The 22489-nt window shown below is 46.5% G+C and carries 19 protein-coding genes, 2 tRNA genes and 1 pseudogene; 2 read left to right on the plus strand and 20 right to left on the minus strand.

Translation table 11 applies throughout. The features are described 5' to 3' along the window. Nucleotides 1–3: 3 nt before the first annotated feature. Complete coding sequence (locus CEW91_RS08170; RefSeq protein WP_088768508.1) at nt 4–396, plus strand: MAPEG family protein; 393 nt, start codon at nt 4–6, stop codon at nt 394–396. Here the strand turns inward: CEW91_RS08170 and CEW91_RS08175 are convergent. The 17 genes and pseudogenes from CEW91_RS08175 to rlmE all read right to left on the minus strand — a co-directional run bounded on the left by CEW91_RS08175 (nt 375) and on the right by rlmE (nt 17702). Continuing rightward, complete coding sequence (locus tag CEW91_RS08175) at nt 375–1505, minus strand: peptidase (protein ID WP_088768509.1); 1131 nt, start codon at nt 1503–1505, stop codon at nt 375–377. The two genes, CEW91_RS08170 and CEW91_RS08175, sit on opposite strands and share 22 nt — an antisense overlap. Beyond that, nucleotides 1502–2404, minus strand: a complete 903-nt coding sequence (gene nlpI, locus CEW91_RS08180) for a lipoprotein NlpI (RefSeq protein ID WP_232506944.1) — start codon at nt 2402–2404, stop codon at nt 1502–1504. The genes CEW91_RS08175 and nlpI overlap by 4 nt, the downstream gene beginning before the upstream one ends. 91 nt (nt 2405–2495) lie before the next feature. After that, nucleotides 2496–4645 (minus strand): annotated as a pseudogene (gene pnp / locus CEW91_RS08185) (polyribonucleotide nucleotidyltransferase). Nucleotides 4646–4835: 190 nt separating this feature from the next. Next, a complete protein-coding gene (gene rpsO / locus CEW91_RS08190) occupies nt 4836–5105 on the minus strand; it encodes a 30S ribosomal protein S15 (protein WP_053952810.1) in 270 nt (89 codons plus the stop codon). A gap of 95 nt (nt 5106–5200) precedes the next feature. Continuing rightward, nucleotides 5201–6163 (minus strand): tRNA pseudouridine(55) synthase TruB, encoded by a 963-nt coding sequence (gene truB, locus CEW91_RS08195; protein WP_088768510.1) that lies wholly within the window; start codon nt 6161–6163, stop codon nt 5201–5203. A gap of 3 nt (nt 6164–6166) precedes the next feature. Continuing rightward, entirely contained in the window at nt 6167–6550 is a 384-nt protein-coding gene (gene rbfA, locus CEW91_RS08200; protein ID WP_088768511.1) for a 30S ribosome-binding factor RbfA, read from the minus strand. An 8-nt stretch (nt 6551–6558) separates the two neighbouring features. Further along, on the minus strand, nt 6559–9246 hold the full coding sequence (gene infB, locus CEW91_RS08205) for a translation initiation factor IF-2 (protein ID WP_088768512.1): 2688 nt from the start codon (nt 9244–9246) through the stop codon (nt 6559–6561). 26 nt (nt 9247–9272) lie between these two features. Beyond that, nucleotides 9273–10772: a transcription termination factor NusA gene (gene nusA / locus CEW91_RS08210; RefSeq protein WP_088768513.1), complete on the minus strand. Its 1500-nt coding sequence runs from the start codon at nt 10770–10772 to the stop codon at nt 9273–9275. Between the two features lie 23 nt (nt 10773–10795). Then, the gene (rimP, locus tag CEW91_RS08215) at nt 10796–11254 is read right to left on the minus strand and encodes a ribosome maturation factor RimP (RefSeq protein ID WP_088768514.1); all 459 of its coding nucleotides are present in this window, start codon (nt 11252–11254) and stop codon (nt 10796–10798) included. Nucleotides 11255–11425: 171 nt separating this feature from the next. Next, a tRNA-Met gene (locus tag CEW91_RS08220) sits at nt 11426–11502 on the minus strand. A gap of 76 nt (nt 11503–11578) precedes the next feature. Next, nucleotides 11579–11665: transfer RNA gene (locus CEW91_RS08225), tRNA-Leu, on the minus strand. 7 nt (nt 11666–11672) lie between these two features. Beyond that, entirely contained in the window at nt 11673–12014 is a 342-nt protein-coding gene (gene secG / locus CEW91_RS08230) for a preprotein translocase subunit SecG (RefSeq protein WP_088768515.1), read from the minus strand. A 7-nt stretch (nt 12015–12021) separates the two neighbouring features. Then, complete coding sequence (gene tpiA, locus CEW91_RS08235; RefSeq protein ID WP_088768516.1) at nt 12022–12780, minus strand: triose-phosphate isomerase; 759 nt, start codon at nt 12778–12780, stop codon at nt 12022–12024. 86 nt (nt 12781–12866) lie between these two features. After that, entirely contained in the window at nt 12867–14207 is a 1341-nt protein-coding gene (glmM, locus tag CEW91_RS08240) for a phosphoglucosamine mutase (RefSeq protein ID WP_088768517.1), read from the minus strand. Next, nucleotides 14204–15019, minus strand: coding sequence for a dihydropteroate synthase (folP, locus tag CEW91_RS08245; RefSeq protein WP_088768518.1), 816 nt, complete (start codon nt 15017–15019; stop codon nt 14204–14206). The genes glmM and folP overlap by 4 nt, the downstream gene beginning before the upstream one ends. 70 nt (nt 15020–15089) lie before the next feature. Next, complete coding sequence (gene ftsH, locus CEW91_RS08250) at nt 15090–17036, minus strand: ATP-dependent zinc metalloprotease FtsH (protein ID WP_088768519.1); 1947 nt, start codon at nt 17034–17036, stop codon at nt 15090–15092. A 39-nt stretch (nt 17037–17075) separates the two neighbouring features. Beyond that, nucleotides 17076–17702: a 23S rRNA (uridine(2552)-2'-O)-methyltransferase RlmE gene (gene rlmE, locus CEW91_RS08255; protein WP_088768520.1), complete on the minus strand. Its 627-nt coding sequence runs from the start codon at nt 17700–17702 to the stop codon at nt 17076–17078. A 92-nt stretch (nt 17703–17794) separates the two neighbouring features. On the opposite strand from rlmE, the gene yhbY reads away from it, so the two are divergent. Next, on the plus strand, nt 17795–18091 hold the full coding sequence (gene yhbY, locus CEW91_RS08260; RefSeq protein WP_088768521.1) for a ribosome assembly RNA-binding protein YhbY: 297 nt from the start codon (nt 17795–17797) through the stop codon (nt 18089–18091). A gap of 1 nt (nt 18092) precedes the next feature. Here the strand turns inward: yhbY and CEW91_RS08265 are convergent, their stop codons facing one another. From CEW91_RS08265 to carB, 3 genes are all read right to left on the minus strand, one after another. Continuing rightward, nucleotides 18093–18626 (minus strand): hypothetical protein, encoded by a 534-nt coding sequence (locus CEW91_RS08265; protein WP_088768522.1) that lies wholly within the window; start codon nt 18624–18626, stop codon nt 18093–18095. A gap of 156 nt (nt 18627–18782) precedes the next feature. Continuing rightward, the gene (gene greA / locus CEW91_RS08270; protein ID WP_088768523.1) at nt 18783–19259 is read right to left on the minus strand and encodes a transcription elongation factor GreA; all 477 of its coding nucleotides are present in this window, start codon (nt 19257–19259) and stop codon (nt 18783–18785) included. Beyond that, nucleotides 19256–22480, minus strand: a complete 3225-nt coding sequence (gene carB, locus CEW91_RS08275; RefSeq protein ID WP_088768524.1) for a carbamoyl-phosphate synthase large subunit — start codon at nt 22478–22480, stop codon at nt 19256–19258. Before carB ends, greA begins: the two co-directional genes overlap by 4 nt. Nucleotides 22481–22489 lie beyond the last annotated feature (9 nt).

A 22489-nucleotide genomic window follows, 5' to 3' on the forward strand; every position in this document is an offset into this window, starting at 1 on the left:
TTTGTGAGCTTACTTATATGGTGTCTACTCATTGCCGGGCTGTTACCTATTTTAGCCAAGGCGCCTGTTGTTTACTTTCAAAACCGCGACAACGGCTACGACAATAAACACCCAAGAGCTCAGCAACAACGGCTTATCGGTCGCGGTGCACGCGCTGTTGCTGGCCATTATAACGCGTATGAAGCCTTTCCTTTATACGCAGTTGCGTTATTAGCGGCCATAGCAACAAACGCTGTAACAGAGCGTATTGAGTTTCTGGCTATCGCCTTTATCGTTTTACGAGTGCTCTACCATATTGCTTATTTAGCGAACTACGACAAACTGCGTTCTTTACTGTGGTTTATGGCGACTTTCTGTCCGGTGATTATACTGGCTCAATTAGCCGTTTCGCTTTGAGCCTCTATTAGCTCCAGATACACCTTTGGCCAGTATTCGGTTGCATGCTGTTCCATAGCGGTAGTTTCTTTAACCGGCTTCCAGGCTTGAAAGCCCTCTTCAGCATTACATGTATCCGCTTTAAATAGCCCCACTTTATGCTTGCTTGCATCGGAGCCCAACACCCAGTATTGGCCGGTATGCTGAGCAATGTCTTTCCAGGAGCTTAGACTATTTTGCCAGGGAAGGCGTTGATATAAGGCTTTGATATCGCTCTCTGATACACCTTGCTCAGTCGAATCGGTTACTACGACATTAAGACTTTTATGTTGATAAAGCCCCTGGCAAAATCTTTTCGCCAAAACGCCTGACATGGGGTACTCGTCAGCTAATCCCAACCAATGAGCAATCTCATGCTGAATGACGGCGCGCGAGCTATGCTCCGTTAATACTATTTGACGGCTGGAAGCACTGGCAATCCCCGAATCAGCAAGAATGATTTGATAATCGGCTTGCTCACCCGAATTGCACTCTGCACGGTCTCTCTCCCCCTTAAGCGTGCATTCAAGCGCCCCGTCGACCACCCAGCGAGAACACCAGTTAAGCTCAAATTCACTGTTGTCCAATGCGCTCAAGACTCTGAGGTACTCTGATTTTTGAGCGTCGCTGTGACCAATGACAGCCAAAGTGCTATCACACTGTCCATGGCTTTCAAAAGAGTTCAGCAAGCTGCGTTGCTTATCAAGCCAAGTCGTTTGCTTCTGCTCCCAACGAGTCAACCAGCTTGCCAAAGAGAATCTTGCACTGTTAAGCTCGCGCTTTGCGACTGCATTTATCGCTGATGGTATTTCTGCTTTTGCAGCTAACGACAGCCATTCATCCGTCTGTTGAGGAAAGTATGCCATTAACTGGTGAATGGCTTTTACACTCCCCTTCTGAGCCGCTCTTTCCCACCAGTAATAAGCGTTTGTTTTATTACCTTGCTGCCAGTATGCGTTGGCTAGCATGTGTTGTTCATGAATGTTACCGCTGACCGCATTTCTATAGCGTTCCTGACCCTCAGTGAGGTATTGGTGACTGATATAACCAAACACCAAAAGCAGAATAACGGCGAGTGAATTTTTTATCATCGATTGATAAGCGACTGTCGAATCCGATCTAACTCGACTGATGCGTACCGGTGTTCGACAAACTCATACACATTAGTTGAAAGTGCCAGCTTAAAGTAGTTCATCGCATCTAGCGGCTTATTTTTAAGTTGCATGTACTTACCAAGGTAAAAGTAAGCTTCACACAGGCGCTCTGTCAGTTGCTCATCTTCACCAAGCTGCTGGGTCATCTTTTCGAGGAACTCATCAACATGCAGGTTACCGAGGAATAGCTGCGCTATCTGGTAACCCCAATCAGATTTGTCCAGCTCATTAATATTCTGGCGAAGCGTACTTTTTGCGTTTTCGGCATTAATATCCACGCTAGTCAAATATAGCCAAATGACTCGGTATGGATCAGAAGGTTCTCGTTCCAGATGATATTCCAGATCTTCCTTCGACAACTCATAGCGCGAGTCATAATATTCCGCTATACCGCGATTTAAGTAAGCATAGTTATGTTTAGGCTCTAACTCTATCGCTGAGTCAAAGGCTTCATAAGCGTAGTCAAACTCTTGTAGCTGAGTGTATTGAATGCCAAGAAAATTATAAGCATCGGCAAGCCGTGGGTTATATTCAAGGGCGCGCGTAAAGTCCATTCTGGCCAGTGTACTAAGACCAACCGCATCATATAAAGCACCACGACGATAGTACAGTTCAGCGCGTTGCTCGGGGCTTAAGTCTTCCGTTAAAACTTGATCAAGCCGCGCCAATTCTATTTCATAACGAAATTCGGCTCGTTCTGGCTCAGCCAGAACCAGTTGACTTATCGCCGACGGCTGTTGCCCCACCAGCGAGGCGCAACCGGATAGAAACATCGAAACAATAGCTAAGCCAACGACGGCATGGAAACGAACCAACTGCATAATAATACCTTTCATTTATCAATAGCCCACATTACAGCACATTCAGCGCCTTTCAGGCAAAAAAAAGCCCCGCTAAAATAGCGGGGCTTCTTCGTCAATTGAGAAATTACTCTTCTGTTGAGCTCTCTTCTGAAGTACTGCTCTCACCACTTGCTGTGTCGTTAGCGTCTTCTTTTTTCTCAACCGCTTCTTTCATACTCAGACGAACACGACCCTGACGATCAATTTCCAGTACTTTAACCGGAACAACATCACCAACTTTCAGGTATTCGTTTACGTCGTTCACACGTTCTTCTGCAATTTGAGAAATATGAACAAGACCATCTTTACCCGGCAGCACAGTAACGAAAGCACCGAAGTCTACGATACGTGCGACTTTACCCTGATAAATTTTGCCAACTTCAACATTCGCCGTCAGCTGCTTGATTTTCTCAATCGCCGCATCGGCATCAGCTTGGTCACTAGCAGCTACTTTAATCGTGCCATCATCACCAATTTCGATGTTGGTATTAGTCGACTCAGTGAGCTCGCGAATAACAGCACCGCCTTTACCAATCACGTCTTTGATCTTGTCCTGATCAATCTTGATTGTGGTAAAACGTGGGGCATAAGCAGACAGCTCCTGACGATGTCCGCCAATCGCTTCGTCCATCACTTTCAAAATGTGTAAACGAGCTGATTTCGCCTGTGCCAGCGCACTTTCCATAATATCGCGAGTGATACCGTCGATTTTGATGTCCATTTGCAGCGCAGTAATACCGTCGTTGTTACCCGCTACTTTAAAGTCCATATCGCCTAAGTGATCTTCGTCACCCAGAATATCAGACAGAACGACATGCTTGTCGCCTTCTTTTACCAGACCCATCGCGATACCGGCGACAGACGACTTGATGGGAACACCTGCGTCCATTAATGCTAGTGAGGAGCCACACACTGACGCCATAGAGCTTGAACCATTTGATTCTGTAATTTCCGAAACCACACGAATGGTGTATGGAAATTCATCATGGCTTGGCATTACTGCCTGGATACCACGCTTCGCTAAACGACCATGACCAATTTCACGACGCTTAGGAGAACCCATCATGCCCGTTTCACCCACGCAATATGGAGGGAAGTTGTAATGCAGCATGAAGCGGCTGGTATTCGTGCCAGTTAGCTCGTCGATCATTTGAGCGTCACGGTCTGTACCTAATGTTGCGGTAACCAAAGCCTGAGTTTCACCCCGAGTAAACAATGAAGAACCGTGAGTGCGTGGTAAAACACCAGTCGCTGCGCTAATAGCACGAACCATGTCCGGGTCGCGACCATCGATCCGCTTTTCACCAGCAATGATACGGCTGCGAACAATTTCGCTTTCAAGATCGTGGAAAATCTCGCCAGCTTCTTCTAAGTCAGCATTTTCGTCTTCAGCTGTCAGCTTTTCAGTCATCTGCTGTTTAACTTCGTCAAGCTTACCTTTACGCTCAGCTTTGTCAGTAATGCGGTAAGCTTCGCCAATACCTTGCTCTGCCAACTCACGAACTTTCTGTTGCAGAGTTTCGTTTTTCTCTGGTGCTTTCCAGTCCCACTTTTCTTTACCTGCTTCTGCAGTAAATTCTTCAATGGCTTTGATAACGTCCTGCATGGCTTCATGACCGTACATGACAGCCCCAGCATTTGGTCTTCTGACAGCAGTTCTGCTTCAGACTCAACCATTAATACTGCGTTTTCTGTACCTGCAACCACAAGATCCAACTTAGACTGTTCCAGCTCATCCATGGTTGGATTCAATACATACTCGTCGTTTACCACACCAACACGCGCAGCACCGATTGGGCCTGCGAATGGGACACCTGAAATTGACAGCGCCGCTGACGCACCTATTAGTGCAACAATATCAGGGTTAATTTGTGGATTAACTGAAACAACCGTAGCAACCACCTGAACTTCGTTCATGAAGCCTTCAGGGAATAAAGGACGGATTGGACGGTCGATAAGACGCGATGTCAGCGTCTCGTTTTCACTTGGACGGCCTTCGCGTTTGAAGAAGCCACCCGGAATTTTACCTGCTGCGTATGTTTTTTCTTGATAGTTAACTGTCAGCGGGAAAAAGTTTTGTCCTTCTCGGACGTCTTTTTTTGCAACAACAGTTACCAGAACTGTTGTGTCATCCATACTGACCAATACGGAGCCAGTGGCTTGACGTGCAATAACGCCAGTTTCTAAAGTGACTGTATGCTGACCGTACTGAAATTGTTTCGTAATTGGATTCACGTTGTCTTTCCTTTACCTAATAAATATAGAACATCCGGATTGATGTTCGTCTTCTCTCTTTATTTGTCTCGCCGCATAGTATAAGGGAATTGTGACAAAATTAAGACCCATAAGACTAAAAAGAACACAAAAAAGGGCTGAATTTTTCAATTCAGCCCTTTCTTACAAAATTTTTGCTTTGTTCAGTGTCTTAGCGACGGATTCCTAAACGCTCAACAACTGATAAATAACGCTTTTCGTCTTTACGCTTAAGGTAGTCAAGCAATTTACGGCGACGGCTAACCATGCGTAACAAGCCACGACGTGAGTGGTGGTCTTTTTTGTGCGATTTAAAGTGGTCTTGAAGCTCTGCCAGGTTTTTAGTCAACAAAGCGATTTGTACTTCTGGAGAACCTGTGTCGTTCTCGCCTTGACCAAACTCTTTTACGATTTCAGCTTTCTGTTCAACAGTTAGTGACATAATAACTCCTAATTATGTGAAATATCCGCCTCCGATCACTAATTCAGGGGCGGGAGAAGCGCGTATTATATAGAGACAGCGCCCAAAATCAATGATTATTTCAAATCATCGAGAGAGAACTCGCAGAATTCAAGCGCTAACACGCGCTTTGGCCAAAAGCGGTTATCATCTCTTAAAGCACCGACACCAATAAACTCTTTTCCTCCGTCAATACGTTCACTCCACATACGGCATTGATCGCCAACGGCAACCTCACGATCTAAGCAATTATCTACCGGCTGCCCATGAAGTAAATCTCTTGCTTCAGAACGAGTGACTTTTTGCTCTGGTAAGGCATGTAGCAGACAATCAACCGAATGGAGCTGTGCGTCCAGATCGCCCGCTTCAGCCAATTGCTCCAGCTGCTCTATAGCCAACATATTGTCCGCATTTAAATCCGCCACACCATTTCTATGCAGTAACGAAACATGCGCTCCGCACCCTAATGCCTGACCCAGGTCATCGATTAATGTGCGTATATAAGTCCCTTTGCTGCAGCTGACCTGTAACTCAAGAACCTCACCAACTAACTGAATAAACTCAATGGAGTGGATGGTTATCTCACGCACTTTTTGTGGGACGTCAATACCGCGGCGAGCGTAATAATACAATGGTCGGCCTTCGTGCTTAAGCGCGGAATAGATAGACGGAGTTTGTTGTTGCTGCCCAATAAACTCCGACAGCTTTCTCCGAATATCGTCTTCGGAAATATTGACCGCCTTACGCTCTACTACCTCGCCCTCTGCGTCACTCGTCGTTGTTCGCACACCCAAAGTGGCTTCAACCCGATAGCTTTTATCCGCATCAAGCAGGTATTGAGAAAATTTAGTGGCTTCCCCTAAACACACGGGCAATAAGCCGGTTGCTAAAGGATCCAGAGCGCCGGTATGGCCGGCCTTCTGAGCATTGTAGAGGCGCTTAACACGTTGAAGGGCATGATTGGAACTCATGCCCTTCGGTTTATCCAGAAAGACTACGCCACAGACAGGACGCCCTTTACGGGGACGAGCTTTGCCCATTGCTTAGTCCTCTGAATCGGTCTTATTTTTGTTGTCACGTGCGCGTGCTTCCGCCACCAGCTTACTCATACGAATACCTTCATTTAAGGAGGTGTCGTGATGAAATTTCAGCTCTGGCACAATGCGCGCTTTAATCCGCTTACCTAAAAGTGAACGAATGAAACCAGTCGCTTGATTTAAAATTTTCAGTGCTGTTTTCGTTTCTGCTTCGTCATCATTGAAAAAGGTAACGAATACTTTGGCGTACGCTAAATCTCTTGATATTTCTACATCGGAAACCGTCACCATGCTCACGCGAGGGTCTTTCACCTCGCGCTGTATGATGAGTGCGATCTCACGTTGTAACTGATGCCGCACCCTTTCGGTGCGGCTAAAGTCTTGTGGCATACCTTTCCTTACAACTTACGTTCAACTTGAACCGTTTCGAAGACTTCGATTTGGTCGCCTTCTTTAACGTCATTGTAGTTCTTAACACCGATACCACATTCCATACCGTTACGAACTTCCTGAACGTCATCTTTAAAGCGACGCAGTGATTCAAGCTCACCTTCATAAATAACGACGTTGTCACGCAAGACACGAATTGGCGCTGAACGCTTCACAATACCTTCAGTGACCATACAGCCGGCGATAGCACCAAGCTTAGGCGACTTAAAGACATCACGAACTTCAGCAAGACCAATGATTTCCTGCTTGAACTCAGGCTGAAGCATACCGCTCATCGCCGCTTTTACTTCGTCAATCAAGTCATAAATAACACTGTAATAACGGAGATCGACGTTTTCCTGCTCTACCAGTTTTCTGGCTGCTGCTTCCGCACGAACGTTGAAACCAACGACGATAGCGTTAGAAGCGCTTGCCAGAGAAATATCAGTTTCGGTGATACCACCGACACCGCTACCAATAATATTCACTTTCACTTCATCGGTAGACAGCTTGGTCAATGCATCAGAAATTGCTTCGAGTGAACCTTGAACGTCTGACTTAAGAACAATATTCAACTCTGAAACATCGCCTTCTTCCATGTTCGCAAACATGTTTTCCAGCTTCGCTTTCTGCTGCTTAGCCAGCTTCACTTCACGGTATTTCCCTTGACGGTAGTTTGCCACTTCACGGGCCTTACGCTCGTCTTTTACAACAGTCGCTTCATCACCTGCTTGAGGGACACCAGACAGACCCAGTATTTCCACTGGAATTGATGGGCCAGCTTCTTTAATTTCTTGGCCATTTTCGTCACGCATCGCGCGAATTTTGCCGTACTCAAGACCACAAAGAACCACATCCCCCTGTTTCAGCAAACCACGCTGGACAAGAATGGTTGCTACTGGTCCACGACCACGGTCAAGACGTGATTCAACCACGATACCTGACGCCATGCCGGTTTTTTCAGCTTTAAGGTCAAGGACTTCAGACTGCAACAACACGCCTTCTAACAGTTCGTCAATTCCTAGTCCGCTGTGCGCGGACACTGGAATAAACATGGTATCACCGCCCCAGTCCTCTGGAATAACATCCAACTGAGACAGCTCGTTTTTTACACGGTCAGGGTCCGCTTCTTCTTTATCCATTTTGTTGATAGCAACAATTAAAGGAACGCCAGCTGCTTTCGCGTGCTGAACAGCTTCCTTGGTTTGCGGCATAACGCCGTCATCCGCCGCCACAACGAGAATAACCACGTCCGTAGCACCTGCACCTCGAGCACGCATTGACGTAAACGCAGCGTGTCCTGGAGTATCCAGGAAAGTCACCATGCCTTGATCAGTTTCTACGTGATACGCACCAATGTGCTGTGTAATGCCACCGGCTTCGCCAGAAGCCACTTTCGCTTTACGAATGTAATCCAGCAGTGACGTTTTACCGTGGTCAACGTGACCCATAACGGTGACAACCGGTGCGCGCGGCGCTTCTTCACCACCTTCGTGGCGATCAGAAAGCACTTCTTCTTCAAGCGCATTGTCTTTAACCAATGCGGGTTTATGACCAAGCTCTTCAACAACCAGAGCGGCTGTATCCTGATCCAGAATCTGGTTGATAGTGACCATTTCGCCCATTTTCATCATGGTTTTTATGAGGTCACCTGCTTTAACCGCCATGCGGTTTGCCAGTTCGCCCACCGTAATGGTTTCGCCAATTTTTACTTCACGCTCAACAGGTTGAGCGGGTTTATTAAAGCCTTGTTGCAAAGAAGCTCCTCTACGAGCGCCCTTACGACGCTTCTCGCGACGCGGTGCGTCTTCATTTTCTTCATCTTTACGACGACGTTTTTTATTACGACGGCGACTTTTGCGTTCTTCATCGAAGTCCTGAGCGTCTTCTGCTTCTTGAGCTGTAGAAGACGTTGTAAAGTGCACATCTTCCTGCTCTTGCTGCTTACGTTTTTGCTCTTCTTCTTCCCAGCGTTTTGCGTTCTCTTCTGCCAGTTTACGAGCTTCTTCCGCTTGCGCTTCCGCTTCTTTTTCCGCTTTTTTACGGGCTTCTTCTTCTTGCTGACGTTTCAGTTTTTCAGCTTCTTCTTTCGCTTTGTCAGCCGCCTCACGCTCTTCTGGCGTCATCGCAGCACGCTTTTCAGCTTCTGCTTTTTGGCGTGCTTTTTCTTTCTCTTTTCGAGCTTTTTCTTTCTCAGCCTTTTCCTTTTCGGCTTTCTCGCGCTCCGCTTTGGCTTTTGCCTCTGCTTCTTTGCGCTGCTCTTCTTCACGCTTTTGCTCTTCTTCGCGGCGTTTCGCTTCTGCCGCTTCCTGTTCTTTCGCTACACGCTCTTGTTCTTCACGCTCTGCTTCTTCTGCAGCTGAGCGCTTAACGTAAGTCCGCTTTTTACGAACTTCAACTTGTACCGATTTAGAATCACGACCACCGCCAACACTCAGCGTGCTCTTGGTTTTGCGTTTCAATGTCATTTTGCTGGGTTCAGAGCTGCCACCACCGCCATGTTGGCGATTTAGGTGAGCCAGCAACTTTTGTTTCTCTTCTTCATTAACTGAGTCGCCAGCTTTTTTGTTCATGCCCGCTTCAGCGAACTGCTGAACCAGACGATCAACTGTTGTACCGACATCTTTGGCCAGCTTTTCGAGCGTTACTTCTTCCATAGTCTGTTGTACCTCCGCTGATCGTTTTACTGTTCTTCACTGAACCAGCAAATATTGCGGGCTTTCATTATTAAATCGCCAGCCTGCTGTTCATCAAGTTCTTCAATATCGGCTAAGTCATCAATGCCCTGCTCTGCTAACTCTTCCAGGGTGGTCACGCCTTTACTTGCTAATACGTAAGCAAGGTGGCGATCCATTCCTTCTAAGTTTAACAAGGTTTCATCAGGTTCAGCCGATTCTAAAGACTCTTCGTTAGCCAGTGCTTTCGTCGTTAAGTAAGCGCGAGCACGACCACGAAGCTCTTCTACAATATCTTCATCCATTCCTTCAATTTCAAGGAACTCTGCAACTGGCACGTAAGCGACTTCTTCAAGCGATGAAAAGCCTTCTTCTACCAGTACCGTTGCGAAATCTTCGTCAATATCCAAGCTTGAAATAAACAAGTTTAACAAGCGTTGCGTTTCCGCTTCGTTTTTCTCATTAAACTCATCTTCTGTCATGACGTTTAATGTCCAGCCGGTCAACTGGCTTGCCAAGCGAACATTCTGACCACCTTTACCAATAGCCTGTGCCAGATTATCTTCCGCCACGGCGATATCCATGGTGTGGGCATCTTCGTCAACAACTATAGATGCCACTTCAGCCGGCGCCATTGCATTGATAACAAATTGCGCCGGGTTATCGTCCCAAAGAACAATATCAACTCGTTCGCCGCCAAGCTCACCTGAAACGGCTTGAACACGGGCACCGCGCATACCAACGCACGCGCCAACCGGGTCAATTCGCTTATCATTGCTCTTAACAGCAATTTTAGCACGTGAGCCTGGGTCGCGTGCTGCACCACGAAGCTCTATCATTTCTTCGCCAATCTCTGGGACTTCAATGCGGAATAGCTCTAACAGAAACTCAGGATGCGTTCGGCTAACAAACAGTTGAGCACCGCGCGCTTCTGGCTTCACATCGTAAAGCAAACCACGGATGCGATCGCCAGGGCGAACCGATTCACGCGGCAGCATTTCGTCACGATAAATAATAGCTTCGGCATTGTTACCTAAATCTAAAATCACATGCTCTCGGTTAGCACGCTTTACGATACCACTGACCATTTCACCGACTTGGTCACGATATTCATCAACCACTTGTGCACGTTCAGCTTCACGAACCTTTTGCACAATAACTTGCTTCGCCGTTTGCGTGGTGATGCGGTCAAACTGAATGGAGTCAACTTGTTCTTCAACATAGTCACCTAAATTCAGTGACGGATCTTCATACTGCGCTGCTGACAAACTGATTTCGCGGTACGGATGTTCCAAGCCTTCATCCGAATCTTCAACCACCAACCAACGACGGTAGGTATCGAACTCACCGGTTTGACGGTCAATATCAATACGTACATCGATATCGCCTTCGTACTTCTTTTTAGTCGCGTGCGCCAAAGCTGACTCTAACGCTTCAAAAATCTTTTCTCTTGGGACGGCTTTTTCGTTTGAAACCGCTTCTGCGACTAACAGTATTTCTTTACTCATGAGTGCTGCCTCGCCAACGCAATCTAATCAAATCTTGGGACCAGGTGAATGCTCTTTACATCGCGCATTTTCACCTGAAGCGTATCGTCATCGACAGTTAAAGTCAGTGTGTCGTCTTCAACTGCTTCCAATAATGCCTGAAATTTTCTTTTGTTTTTCTGGGCGGCTATCAACTGTACTGCAACAGTTTCATTGATATAGGGCACCATTTGCTCGGTATTAAAAAACGGCCTTTCCATACCGGGAGAAGAAACTTCCAGGTTATATTCAGCATTTATCGGGTCTTCAACATCTAATAACGAACTAACCTGATAACTAACATCTGCGCAGTCATCTACACTGATACCGTTGGGGTGATCAATATATACGCGCAATGTCGAAAATTTACCTGCGCGAACAAACTCAACGCCCCATAGCTCGTAATCCAGAGCTTCAACCGCGGGTCGAATAATGTCTGTTAACCGTTCCTGCAAATTTGCCAATTACTGCCTCCTAAAAACAAAAAAAGGGCGCAAGCGCCCAGTGTTCTGGCTATCTTAAGATAGCTAAGGTCACATAGCAAAAAGCCCCGAGCTGCTGCGGGGCTTTTTAAACACTGGACCCTTTGTCAGTTATTCAACGAAGTCTATTACCATGTCCTACTTCATTGAATTTGGTTGCGGGGGCAGGATTTGAACCTACGACCTTCGGGTTATGAGCCCGACGAGCTACCAGACTGCTCCACCCCGCGTCCGAAACTTGTTGCACATTATACGTTTTTTTCTTTTATTTTCAAGCTCTGAAGCAACAATCAGAGAGAAATTAATTGGTGCAGAAGGCGGGACTTGAACCCGCACGCCCGTAAGAGCACTACCCCCTCAAGGTAGCGTGTCTACCAATTCCACCACTTCTGCAAATTCTTTAGTTAACCGGCGGTACGTCCGACGATTCGTCTTCTTTACTTTCCGCTGGCGGTAACTGTTCTTCTTGTTCTGGAACCGATAAATCAGAGAAATCGTCAGTCGATTCACCGGTTGACGTTGATAAATTACCTAGCGCCAAACTCAACACAAAAAACACAACGGCCAAGATCGCTGTCGTTCTACTCAGGAAGTTACCCGAACCTGACGATCCAAATACAGTATTTGATGCACCCGCACCAAACGATGCGCCCATGTCTGCACCTTTACCTTGTTGAATCATGATAGATCCGACCAAGATAATGGCAACGACCAAAAATGCGATCATTAAAAATTCATACATAATTAAATTACCCTTGTGCTGCCTGGCAGATGCTTAGGAAGTCGTCAGTTTTTAAACTTGCACCACCTATCAGGCCACCATCAATGTCTTTTTGTGAAAACAGTTCTTTTGCGTTATCAGGCTTGACTGAACCGCCGTATAACAATGGCAATTTATTGCCAATTTCACCGAACAAGTCGACAACCAGTGCTCTTAAATTTTCATGCACTTCCTGAGCTTGTTCAGGTGTTGCTGTGTCACCTGTTCCTATTGCCCAAACAGGTTCATAAGCAACAACAATTTTTCCTGCGTTGTCAGTGGCGACGTCCTGCAATGCATTTTTCACTTGCTGCGATACCACATTCCAGGTTTCGCCTGCGTCTCTTTGTGACTTATTTTCGCCAACACAAAGAACCACTTGTAAATCCGCGCTCAATGCTGATTTAATTTTCCGGTTAATTTGCTCATCATTTTCAGCAAACAACTGACGTCGCTCTGAATGACCAATTAACACACAACCAACACCGGCTTCTTTTAACTGGGACGTTGATACTTCACCAGTGTAAGCACCACTTTCATGCTCAGATACATTTTGCGCACCAACGGCTATATCGTCGTAGTAACATTCACGCGTTAAATCAGAAATAAGCGTAAAAGGAGGACAAACGACAACGTCAACAGCATTAAATTGCTCTTTGTTATCTCTTAAAAACGCCGTCATTTCTTTGACCAACGCTTTATTTCCATTCATTTTCCAGTTTGCAATCACTAACGATGCATTTGGCATAATTTGTCCTCTACTTCAGAGCGCGGGAATAGTAGCGAAACCCGCTCAAAGATACAAGCAACATTTTTAGCAAAGCCGCTAAGTGTTTAATTTGTAGCCGCTTCAACTTCGCTGGCGATTTGTTGAGCATAAGCGCGCACATTGCCTTCATCCTCTCCCTCTACCATGACTCGGATAAGCGGCTCAGTGCCTGACTTACGTAACAGTACTCGGCCTTTGTCACCAAGAGCTGACTCAACTTCTTTAACGACACTTTTCACAGCCGATGACTCAAGTGGCTGTTGCCCCTTTTCAAAACGAACATTCACCAGTACCTGAGGCATTTTCTTAAAGTCACAACTCAACTGCTCTAATGACTTTCCTTCCTGATACATAGCCGCTAACACTTGCAGACCGGCGATAATACCGTCGCCTGTCGTATGGTGTTGGCGATTGATTAAGTGCCCGGAGTTCTCGCCGCCTAAATACCAGTCGCGTTTAACCAGTTCTTCTATCACATAGCGGTCGCCTACTTTTGCTCTCACAAAAGGTATATTGCGCTTGTTCAGTTCGCGTTCAAGAGCGAAATTAGTCATTAAGGTGCCGACAATGCCACCTTGCAGTTGCCCTTGCTGTTGCGCAGTGACTGCTAACATGTACAGAATTTCATCACCATCAATCGCACGTCCATTTTCGGTGACCATCATAATGCGATCGCCATCACCATCTAAGGCAATGCCTAAATCGGCTTTCTCTTTAATCACCGTTTTTTGCAACGCATCGAGGTGTGTCGCACCGCATTCATGATTGATATTTAAACCGTTCGGCTCTGTACCAATTTCCGTCACTTTTGCGCCTAACTCACGAAATACATTAGGGGCGATGTGATAGGTTGCACCGTTGGCACAGTCGACAACAATATGCAGACCTTCGAGGGTCATCTCATTGGGGAACACGCTTTTACAAAACTCAATGTAACGACCTGCTGCATCATTAATTCTCCGAGCACGCCCGAGCTCTTCCGAAATAACACAGTCCATCGGCTCATCGATAAGACGTTCTATTTCAAGCTCCGTAGCATCAGGCAGTTTATGACCATTGTCGGAAAAGAATTTTATACCGTTGTCATAATAAGGATTATGTGAAGCACTAATCACAATACCAGCCGCCGCTCTAAAAGTTCGGGTCAAATAAGCGATTCCGGGGGTCGGCATAGGCCCTAGAAAATCAACGCCAACACCCGCAGCAGCCAAGCCCGCTTCAAGCGCTGACTCCAGCATATAGCCTGACACGCGAGTATCTTTTCCGACCAATACCCGACTTGCGCCTTTTGCTGCTAAGGCTCGACCCGCGGCCCAACCTAATTTCACCGCGAAGTCAGGGGTTATGGGGTAGTCTCCAACTCGCCCACGGACACCGTCAGTGCCGAAATACTTACGCTCACTCAAATGTGCTCTCCTTCTAATGTTGCCGCGACGACTTTCATCGCATCAACCGTTTCCTTTACATCGTGAACGCGAATTATACGTGCTCCTTTCATCGCTGCAATGGTTGCACCGGCTAAACTGCCTGCCAATCGTTCACTCACGTCTCGACCAGTCACATGACCAATCATACTTTTCCGTGACAAACCAATGAGCAATGGCAGTTGCAATTCATGAAACGCCTGCAGTCGTTGTAATAGCTGATAGTTGTGGCGGGGTGTTTTGCCAAAACCGAACCCGGGGTCGAGCCAAATTTTTTCTCTTGCTATGCCCGCCGCCGTGCAAACATCGATTCTCTCTTGAAAAAAGCGTTTAACGTCGCAGACAACATCGTCATAATGTGGCTGCTCTTGCATGGTGCGCGGCTCGCCCTGCATGTGCATCAGGCACACTTCTGCACCAGAACGAGCCGCCGCCTCAACTGCCCCTGCTTCTCTTAACGCGTTCACATCGTTTATCAAGCTTGCACCGGCATTAACACTTTCAGTCATCACCGCCGCTTTGGTTGTATCGATAGAAACCGGTATCTCAAAGCGCTGCTTTATTGCTTCTATAACAGGAATAACTCTCTCCAGCTCTTCAGCCTCACTAACCGCATCTGAACCGGGGCGGGTCGACTCTCCGCCAATATCAAGAATATCGGCACCATGCTCTATGAGTTCACTTGCTCGACTGATGGCTACGTCTAATTGATTGTAGCGACCGCCATCCGAAAACGAGTCGGGCGTCACATTCAAAATACCCATTACTTGCAGAGGCTTTGGATTCTTAGGCATAGCAGCTCCCAATTTGCTTCCCTATTACAAAAAAGCCACCTTGCGGTGGCTTTTTAAATTAACCTACTTCTTACGAGGTTGCGTCACCAGGCTTATCGACATTGATAGGTCTGTTTGGACGCTCTTCGGTATCATCTGCTTTAGCAGCGCCACCGTTAGTGCCGTCACCGTCGTTATTGTTATCTGTCCAGCCTTTAGGTTGGCGAACTTCACGACGATTCATTAAGTCATCGATTTGGTCTGCATCGATAGTTTCATATTTTACCAACGCGTCTTTCATTGCATGAAGAATATCGACATTTTCTTCAAGAATCTGTTTTGCGCGCAGGTAATTCTTATCGATAACAGATTTCACTTCTTCATCGATAGCCCGCGCTGTGTCATCAGACATATTCTTATGCTGTGTCACCTGACGACCAAGGAACACCTCGTTCTCGTCTTCAGCATAAAGCAGTGGTCCCATTTTTTCCGATAAGCCCCACTGAGTCACCATTTTACGAGCAATTTCTGTTGCTCTCTCAATATCGTTAGAAGCGCCTGTCGTGACTTTTTCATCGCCATAAATAATGGCTTCGGCCAGACGACCACCAAACAAGCTTGAAATCATACTTTCTAAGTGCTGCTTGCTGTGACTAACCCGGTCTTGCTCGGGCAAGTACATTGTCACACCCAACGCACGACCGCGTGGAATGATAGATACTTTATAGACAGGATCGTGCTCTGGTACTAAACGACCAACAATCGCGTGACCCGCTTCATGATACGCGGTCATCGCTTTCTCATCATCGGTCATGACCATCGAGCGGCGCTCTGCGCCCATCATGATCTTGTCTTTTGCCTTATCGAATTCTTCCATCGCAACGACACGCTTATTACCACGTGCAGCAAACAAGGCAGCTTCATTCACTAAGTTCGCTAAATCTGCGCCGGAGAAGCCTGGTGTACCACGAGCGATCAGCTCTGGTTTAACATCATCACCTAAAGGTACTTTGCGCATATGTACTTTCAGAATTTGTTCACGACCGCGAACGTCAGGTAGCCCCACCACAACCTGACGATCAAAACGTCCAGGTCTGAGTAATGCAGGGTCAAGTACGTCTGGGCGGTTAGTAGCGGCAATGACAATAATACCTTCGTTGCCCTCAAAGCCGTCCATTTCAACCAGCATTTGGTTCAGTGTTTGCTCGCGCTCGTCATGACCGCCGCCCAGGCCTGCGCCACGTTGACGGCCTACCGCATCTATCTCATCAATAAAGATGATGCATGGTGCTGACTTTTTCGCTTGCTCGAACATATCGCGAACACGCGAGGCGCCAACACCGACAAACATTTCAACGAAGTCAGAACCCGAAATACTAAAGAATGGTACTTTGGCTTCGCCTGAAATTGCCTTCGCCAGCAAGGTTTTACCGGTACCAGGAGGACCAACCATTAGCACGCCTTTCGGGATTTTACCGCCCAGGCGTTGGAACTTCGATGGATCTTTTAAGTAGTCAACCAACTCGGTTACTTCTTCTTTGGCTTCGTCGCAACCAGCCACGTCCTTGAACGTTGTTTTTATTTGCTCGTCGCTCATTAAACGGGCTTTACTCTTACCGAACGACATGGCGCCTTTGCCACCACCGCCTTGCATTTGACGCATGAAGAATATCCATACACCAATAAGCAACAGCATTGGGAACCATGAAATGAAAATAGACGCAAGAATACTTTGTTCCTCAGGAGGAGTACCTTGTGTTTGAACGTCGTTCGCCAATAAATCGTCCAGGATTTTTGGATCGTACTGGGTTGGAACAACCGTTTTATAAGATTGTCCGTTTCGAGTTACCCCTGAAATCGTGCGTCCGTCATCACCAAATTCAGCCTTGCGAATGTTGCCATTGTTAACCTGACTTACAAACTCGTTGTACGCCATGGTTGAAGACGACGATTCGCTTGGACTGAAGCTCTGAAAAACGCTCATCAGCACAACGGCTATTACCAGCCACAAGATGAGATTCTTTGCCATATCGCTCAAAGCCTATTACCTCTATTAAAATCACTACCCAACAGGGTACTACAGTTTATAATCTGTCGCTACCAAGTAGACTTCTCTGGAACGAGCCCGAGAAGAATCTGGTTTACGTGTTTTGACCGTTTTAAAAGCGGCTCTTGCATCTTTCAGGAACTCTTCGAACCCTTGCCCCTGAAATACTTTGACGACAAAATGGCCGCCAGGTTTCAATACTTGGTGACACATATCTAAAGCAAGCTCGACTAAGTACATAGAGCGAGCTTGATCAACCGTGCCATTACCACTCATATTGGGCGCCATATCCGACAATATAACATCGACATTCTTGCCACCAATTCTGTCGGTTAACGCCTCCAGTACAGATTCTTCACGAAAATCGCCCTGAAGGAAATCGACACCAGCGATTGGATCCATCGGCAAAATGTCGCAGGCGATAATTTGCCCGTCACCATTGAAATAGTCAGCCACGTATTGTGACCAACCGCCGGGAGCAGCCCCTAGATCAACGACAGTTTGGCCTTTTTTGATCAACTTATCTTTTTGCTGAATTTCTTCCAGTTTGAAAACCGCCCGAGAACGCAGGCCTTTTTTTTGCGCTTTTTGCACAAAATGGTCATCAAAATGCTCTTTCAGCCAACGCTGACTACTGACACTGCGCTTTTTTCCCATGATTTACCGAAGTTTCCTCAATTAACTGGCTAGAACACCTTATCTGGCGTTACAATACCAAAAATTCAAGTCGTAAACCGGAATATTAGCAAATGTCATTAACAAATAAACAAAAGCAGTTTTTGAAAGGACTGGCTCACCCGTTAAAGCCTGTTGTGTTATTAGGCGCAAACGGATTAACCGAAGGTGTTATTGCCGAAATAGAGCAAGCACTTGAACACCATGAGCTCATAAAAGTAAAAGTGCCGGAAGAAGACAAAGAGTTACGCCAGCAAATTATGGCAACTATTGTTCAGCATACCGACGCTGAGCAAGTGCAAATTATTGGTAAAACTCAAATTCTGTATAAGCAAGCTGAAGAGCCGCAAATAAAACTACCGCGTCGTTAATCTATTCGCTTTTTTCTGAAGGTATCGGCGGCTGCATTGCTAAGGCTCTGGCAATAAGCTCAACAGCTTGTTCTTTGTTCAGGAAGTTGTCTTTTGACAATAAGTAACAGTCCAGCAGAAAGGCCTCCGCTTTTCTGCTGCCTTCTAGCCCATATTTTTTCATCAAAGGTACAACTCGACGGTGAGCATTGAGAAAGTTTAACCGCTGCCACTGCTCATGCTCTCTAACACTCGCTTTGGTATAGTCACCAATACTGTAGCTGTATTGAGGTTTACTCAACTGCTGACCGGGAGCACAAAACCAATCTAATGAAATACCCTCTTTCAATAATGCCCGAATGATATCAGGCCATGGCAATTTTCCCGTCCGTCTCCAATTATTATACTCAGCCTGGGTTTTACCAAGCCATATGGCAATATCCTTGTAAGTTGTTTTGTTCGTCACGAGCTTAAGCCGTTCAAAGCATTCTTTGACGGTCAAATCATCAATTTGAGTATAAGTGAGAGGATCGAACTGAGGGGCTTCCGTGTCCATTGTTTAGATTCTTTGTTTTTTTAATGTTAATAGCCTGTATTAGATGCGGAAATATACAACAACCTGTCGAAAAAACCACCTCTCGTGATCCAAAAAGCAAAAAGGGCTGGTAAACCTAAGTTTCCAGCCCTTAAAAACTTTAAGAAATTTAGTGTGTTACTTGTACTCTACCTTAACGACTTCGTACTCAACTTCACCATTTGGCGTAGTAACAGTAGCAACATCATCAATTTCTTTACCAATTAACGCACGAGAAATCGGTGAATTAACAGAAATAAGATTCGATTTTATGTCCGCTTCGTCATCACCGACAATTTTGTATGTCACCTCTTCGTCGGTCTTAGTATTGTACACAGTGACTGTCGCACCAAAAATAACTTTGCCATTGTTTGGTACTTTCGTCACATCAATAATTTGAGCGTTAGAAAGCTTCGATTCAATTTCTTGAATTCGGCCTTCACAAAAGCCTTGTTGTTCACGTGCTGCATGGTACTCGGCATTTTCTTTTAAGTCGCCATGCTCTCGTGCGTCGGCAATCGCCTCAACAATGCGAGGTCGCTCTACCGTTTTTAAACGCTTCAGCTCATCTCTTAACAACTGAGCGCCCCGTTCCGTCATTGGAATCTGGTTCATACTAACGATACCCTTTTATGTAATTCTTGCACTGAGCTTACTCTTGCTCTGTCGTCCGCCGTGTTTGCTTTTACCGTCGCGAACGCTGCATTTAATGTGGTGGTGTAAATCACTTTATTCAATAGAGCTTCACGGCGAATGTAAACAGAGTCTTCTATCGCCTGACGACCTTCTACTGTATTAATGATATAACTGTACTCGCCATTTTTTATGGCATCAACAATATTTGGTCGACCTTCCTGAAGCTTGTTGACGATAGAGCAATCAATACCCTCTTCTGCCAGCATTTTAGCGGTACCGCGGGTAGCCTCTAAACTAAAGCCTAAAGCTAACAAACCACGAGCAAGATCCATAAGGCGCTGTTTATCGCTGTCTTTCACAGAAATAAGCGCCTTACCTTTTTTCGCCAACGCTTCACCGGCACCAAGGTTAGCCTTCGCGTAAGCTTCTTCAAAGCTTTCGCCAACGCCCATGACCTCACCCGTTGAGCGCATTTCAGGACCTCGAATTGGGTCGACTCCCTGGAACTTCGCAAACGGAATAACCACTTCTTTAACCGAGTAATACGGTGGGATAATTTCTTTTACATAACCTTGTTCTTCCAGGCTACGTCCCACCATAACTCGCGCTGCTACTTTCGCCAACGGCACACCAGTCGCCTTTGATACAAAAGGTACGGTACGAGCGGCGCGAGGGTTCACCTCAATCAGATAAATTTCATCGTCTTTTACGGCAAATTGTGCATTCATTAAGCCGTTTACGTTCAATTCAAACGCCAATTTACGCATCTGTTCACGCAATTGCGCTTGAATGATGTCACTAAGAGAGTACGGCGGCAACGAACATGCCGAGTCACCTGAGTGAACACCGGCTTCTTCAATGTGCTGCATGATGCCGCCAATCAACACATCTTTACCGTCGCAAATGGCGTCGACATCAACTTCAATTGCGTTATCCAGGAATTTATCCAATAGCACAGGCGCATCATTTGACACTTTTACGGCATCAGTCAGATAACGCTGCAAGTCGGTCTCGTCATACACTATTTCCATAGCGCGACCACCAAGAACATACGATGGGCGAACGACCAACGGATAGCCGATACGCTTCGCTTCGGTCAGAGCCTCGTTAAAACCTGTAACAGTTGCGTTTTCAGGCTGCTTCAAGCCCAAACGACGAACCGCTGTTTGGAAGCGTTCGCGGTCTTCTGAGCGGTCGATAGCATCTGGCGAGGTGCCAATAATAGGTACACCATTCGCTTCTAACTCACGTGCTAGTTTCAACGGAGTCTGTCCACCGTACTGAACAATAACGCCTTTCGGCTTCTCAATACGAACAATTTCCAGTACATCTTCTAAGGTAATTGGCTCGAAGTACAGGCGGTCAGACGTATCGTAATCGGTGGAAACAGTTTCCGGATTACAGTTCACCATAATGGTTTCGTAACCATCTTCACGAAGCGCCAACGCCGCATGAACACAACAATAGTCGAACTCAATGCCTTGTCCTATACGGTTAGGTCCGCCGCCAATAACCATGATTTTTTCTTTATCAGACGGATCGGCTTCGCATTCTTCGTCGTAGCTTGAATACATGTATGCAGTGCTTGACGCGAATTCTGCCGCACAAGTATCGACGCGCTTATAGACTGGATGTATTTTGAACTGTTGACGCTTCTTACGTACTTCGGCTTCGCTAACATGAAGTACGTCGGCTATTCTGGCGTCCGCAAATCCGCGACGTTTCAGGACGGTCATGACCTCTTCTGACAGTCCGGCCAGACCGAGCTCATCAACTTCTTTTTCAAGGTTAATAAGCTCTTCAATTTGAATCAGGTACCACTCGTCTATGCGTGTCAGCTCAAATACTTCGCGAACCGTCATACCTAAACGGAAGGCGTCCGCAATGTACCAAATACGCTCGGCACCCGGTTCTTTCAATTCGCGAATCACCTTTGAGCGAGCGTCTTCTGCCTGTAAGTCAACAACCGGGTCAAAACCAGCTGCCCCCAACTCCAAGCCACGCAGAGCTTTTTGCATGGACTCCTGGAAGTTACGACCAATGGCCATCACCTCACCGACTGATTTCATCTGGGTCGTCAAACGGTCGTTGCAGTTCGCAAACTTCTCAAAGTTGAAACGAGGAATTTTAGTAACAACATAGTCTAGCGCAGGCTCGAACGACGCTGGTGTAACGCCACCGGTAATTTCGTTTTCAAGTTCATCCAGCGTATAGCCAACAGCTAATTTTGCCGCCACTTTTGCAATTGGGAAACCCGTTGCTTTCGACGCCAACGCCGATGAACGAGACACTCGTGGGTTCATCTCAATAATGACCATGCGCCCAGTGTCGGGGTTAACGCCAAACTGAACGTTAGAACCACCGGTTTCCACACCAATTTCACGCAGTACAGCCATCGCCGCATCACGCATTATTTGAAATTCTTTATCGGTCAGCGTTTGCGCCGGAGCAACCGTAATAGAGTCACCGGTGTGAATACCCATGGCATCGAAGTTTTCGATGGTACATACGATAATGCAGTTATCGCTTTTATCGCGCACCACTTCCATTTCGTATTCTTTCCAGCCAAGCAATGACTCGTCAATGAGAAGCTCATTCGTTGGTGACAAGTCCAGTCCGCGACGACAAATTTCTTCAAACTCTTCGCGGTTATAAGCAATACCGCCGCCGCTTCCGCCCATTGTAAACGAAGGACGAATAATGCAAGGAAAGCCTAAGCGGTCAAGGACATCGAATGCTTCTTCCATGCTGTGCGCCATTTCGGCATTGGGCGTTTCCAGACCAATAGCCTTCATGGCTTTGTCAAAACGATCTCGGTTCTCCGCTTTATCAATAGCGTCGGCGTTGGCACCAATCATTTCTACTTTATAGCGCTCCAACACTCCATGACGATCCAAATCTAATGCACAGTTCAGTGCGGTTTGCCCGCCCATCGTCGGTAAAATAGCATCCGGACGCTCACGCTCAATGATTTTCTCAAGCACTTCCCAGTGAATTGGCTCAATGTAGGTCGCATCGGCCATTTCCGGATCGGTCATAATGGTTGCCGGGTTCGAGTTTACCAATATAACTCGGTATCCTTCTTCGCGTAGCGCTTTACAGGCCTGGGCTCCAGAGTAATCAAACTCGCACGCCTGACCGATAACAATCGGACCTGCGCCTAAAATCAAAATGCTTTTAATGTCGGTACGTTTTGGCATAAGTCGCTC

Origin of the sequence: Idiomarina piscisalsi, assembly GCF_002211765.1 — a bacterium.
Classification (GTDB): domain Bacteria; phylum Pseudomonadota; class Gammaproteobacteria; order Enterobacterales; family Alteromonadaceae; genus Idiomarina; species Idiomarina piscisalsi_A.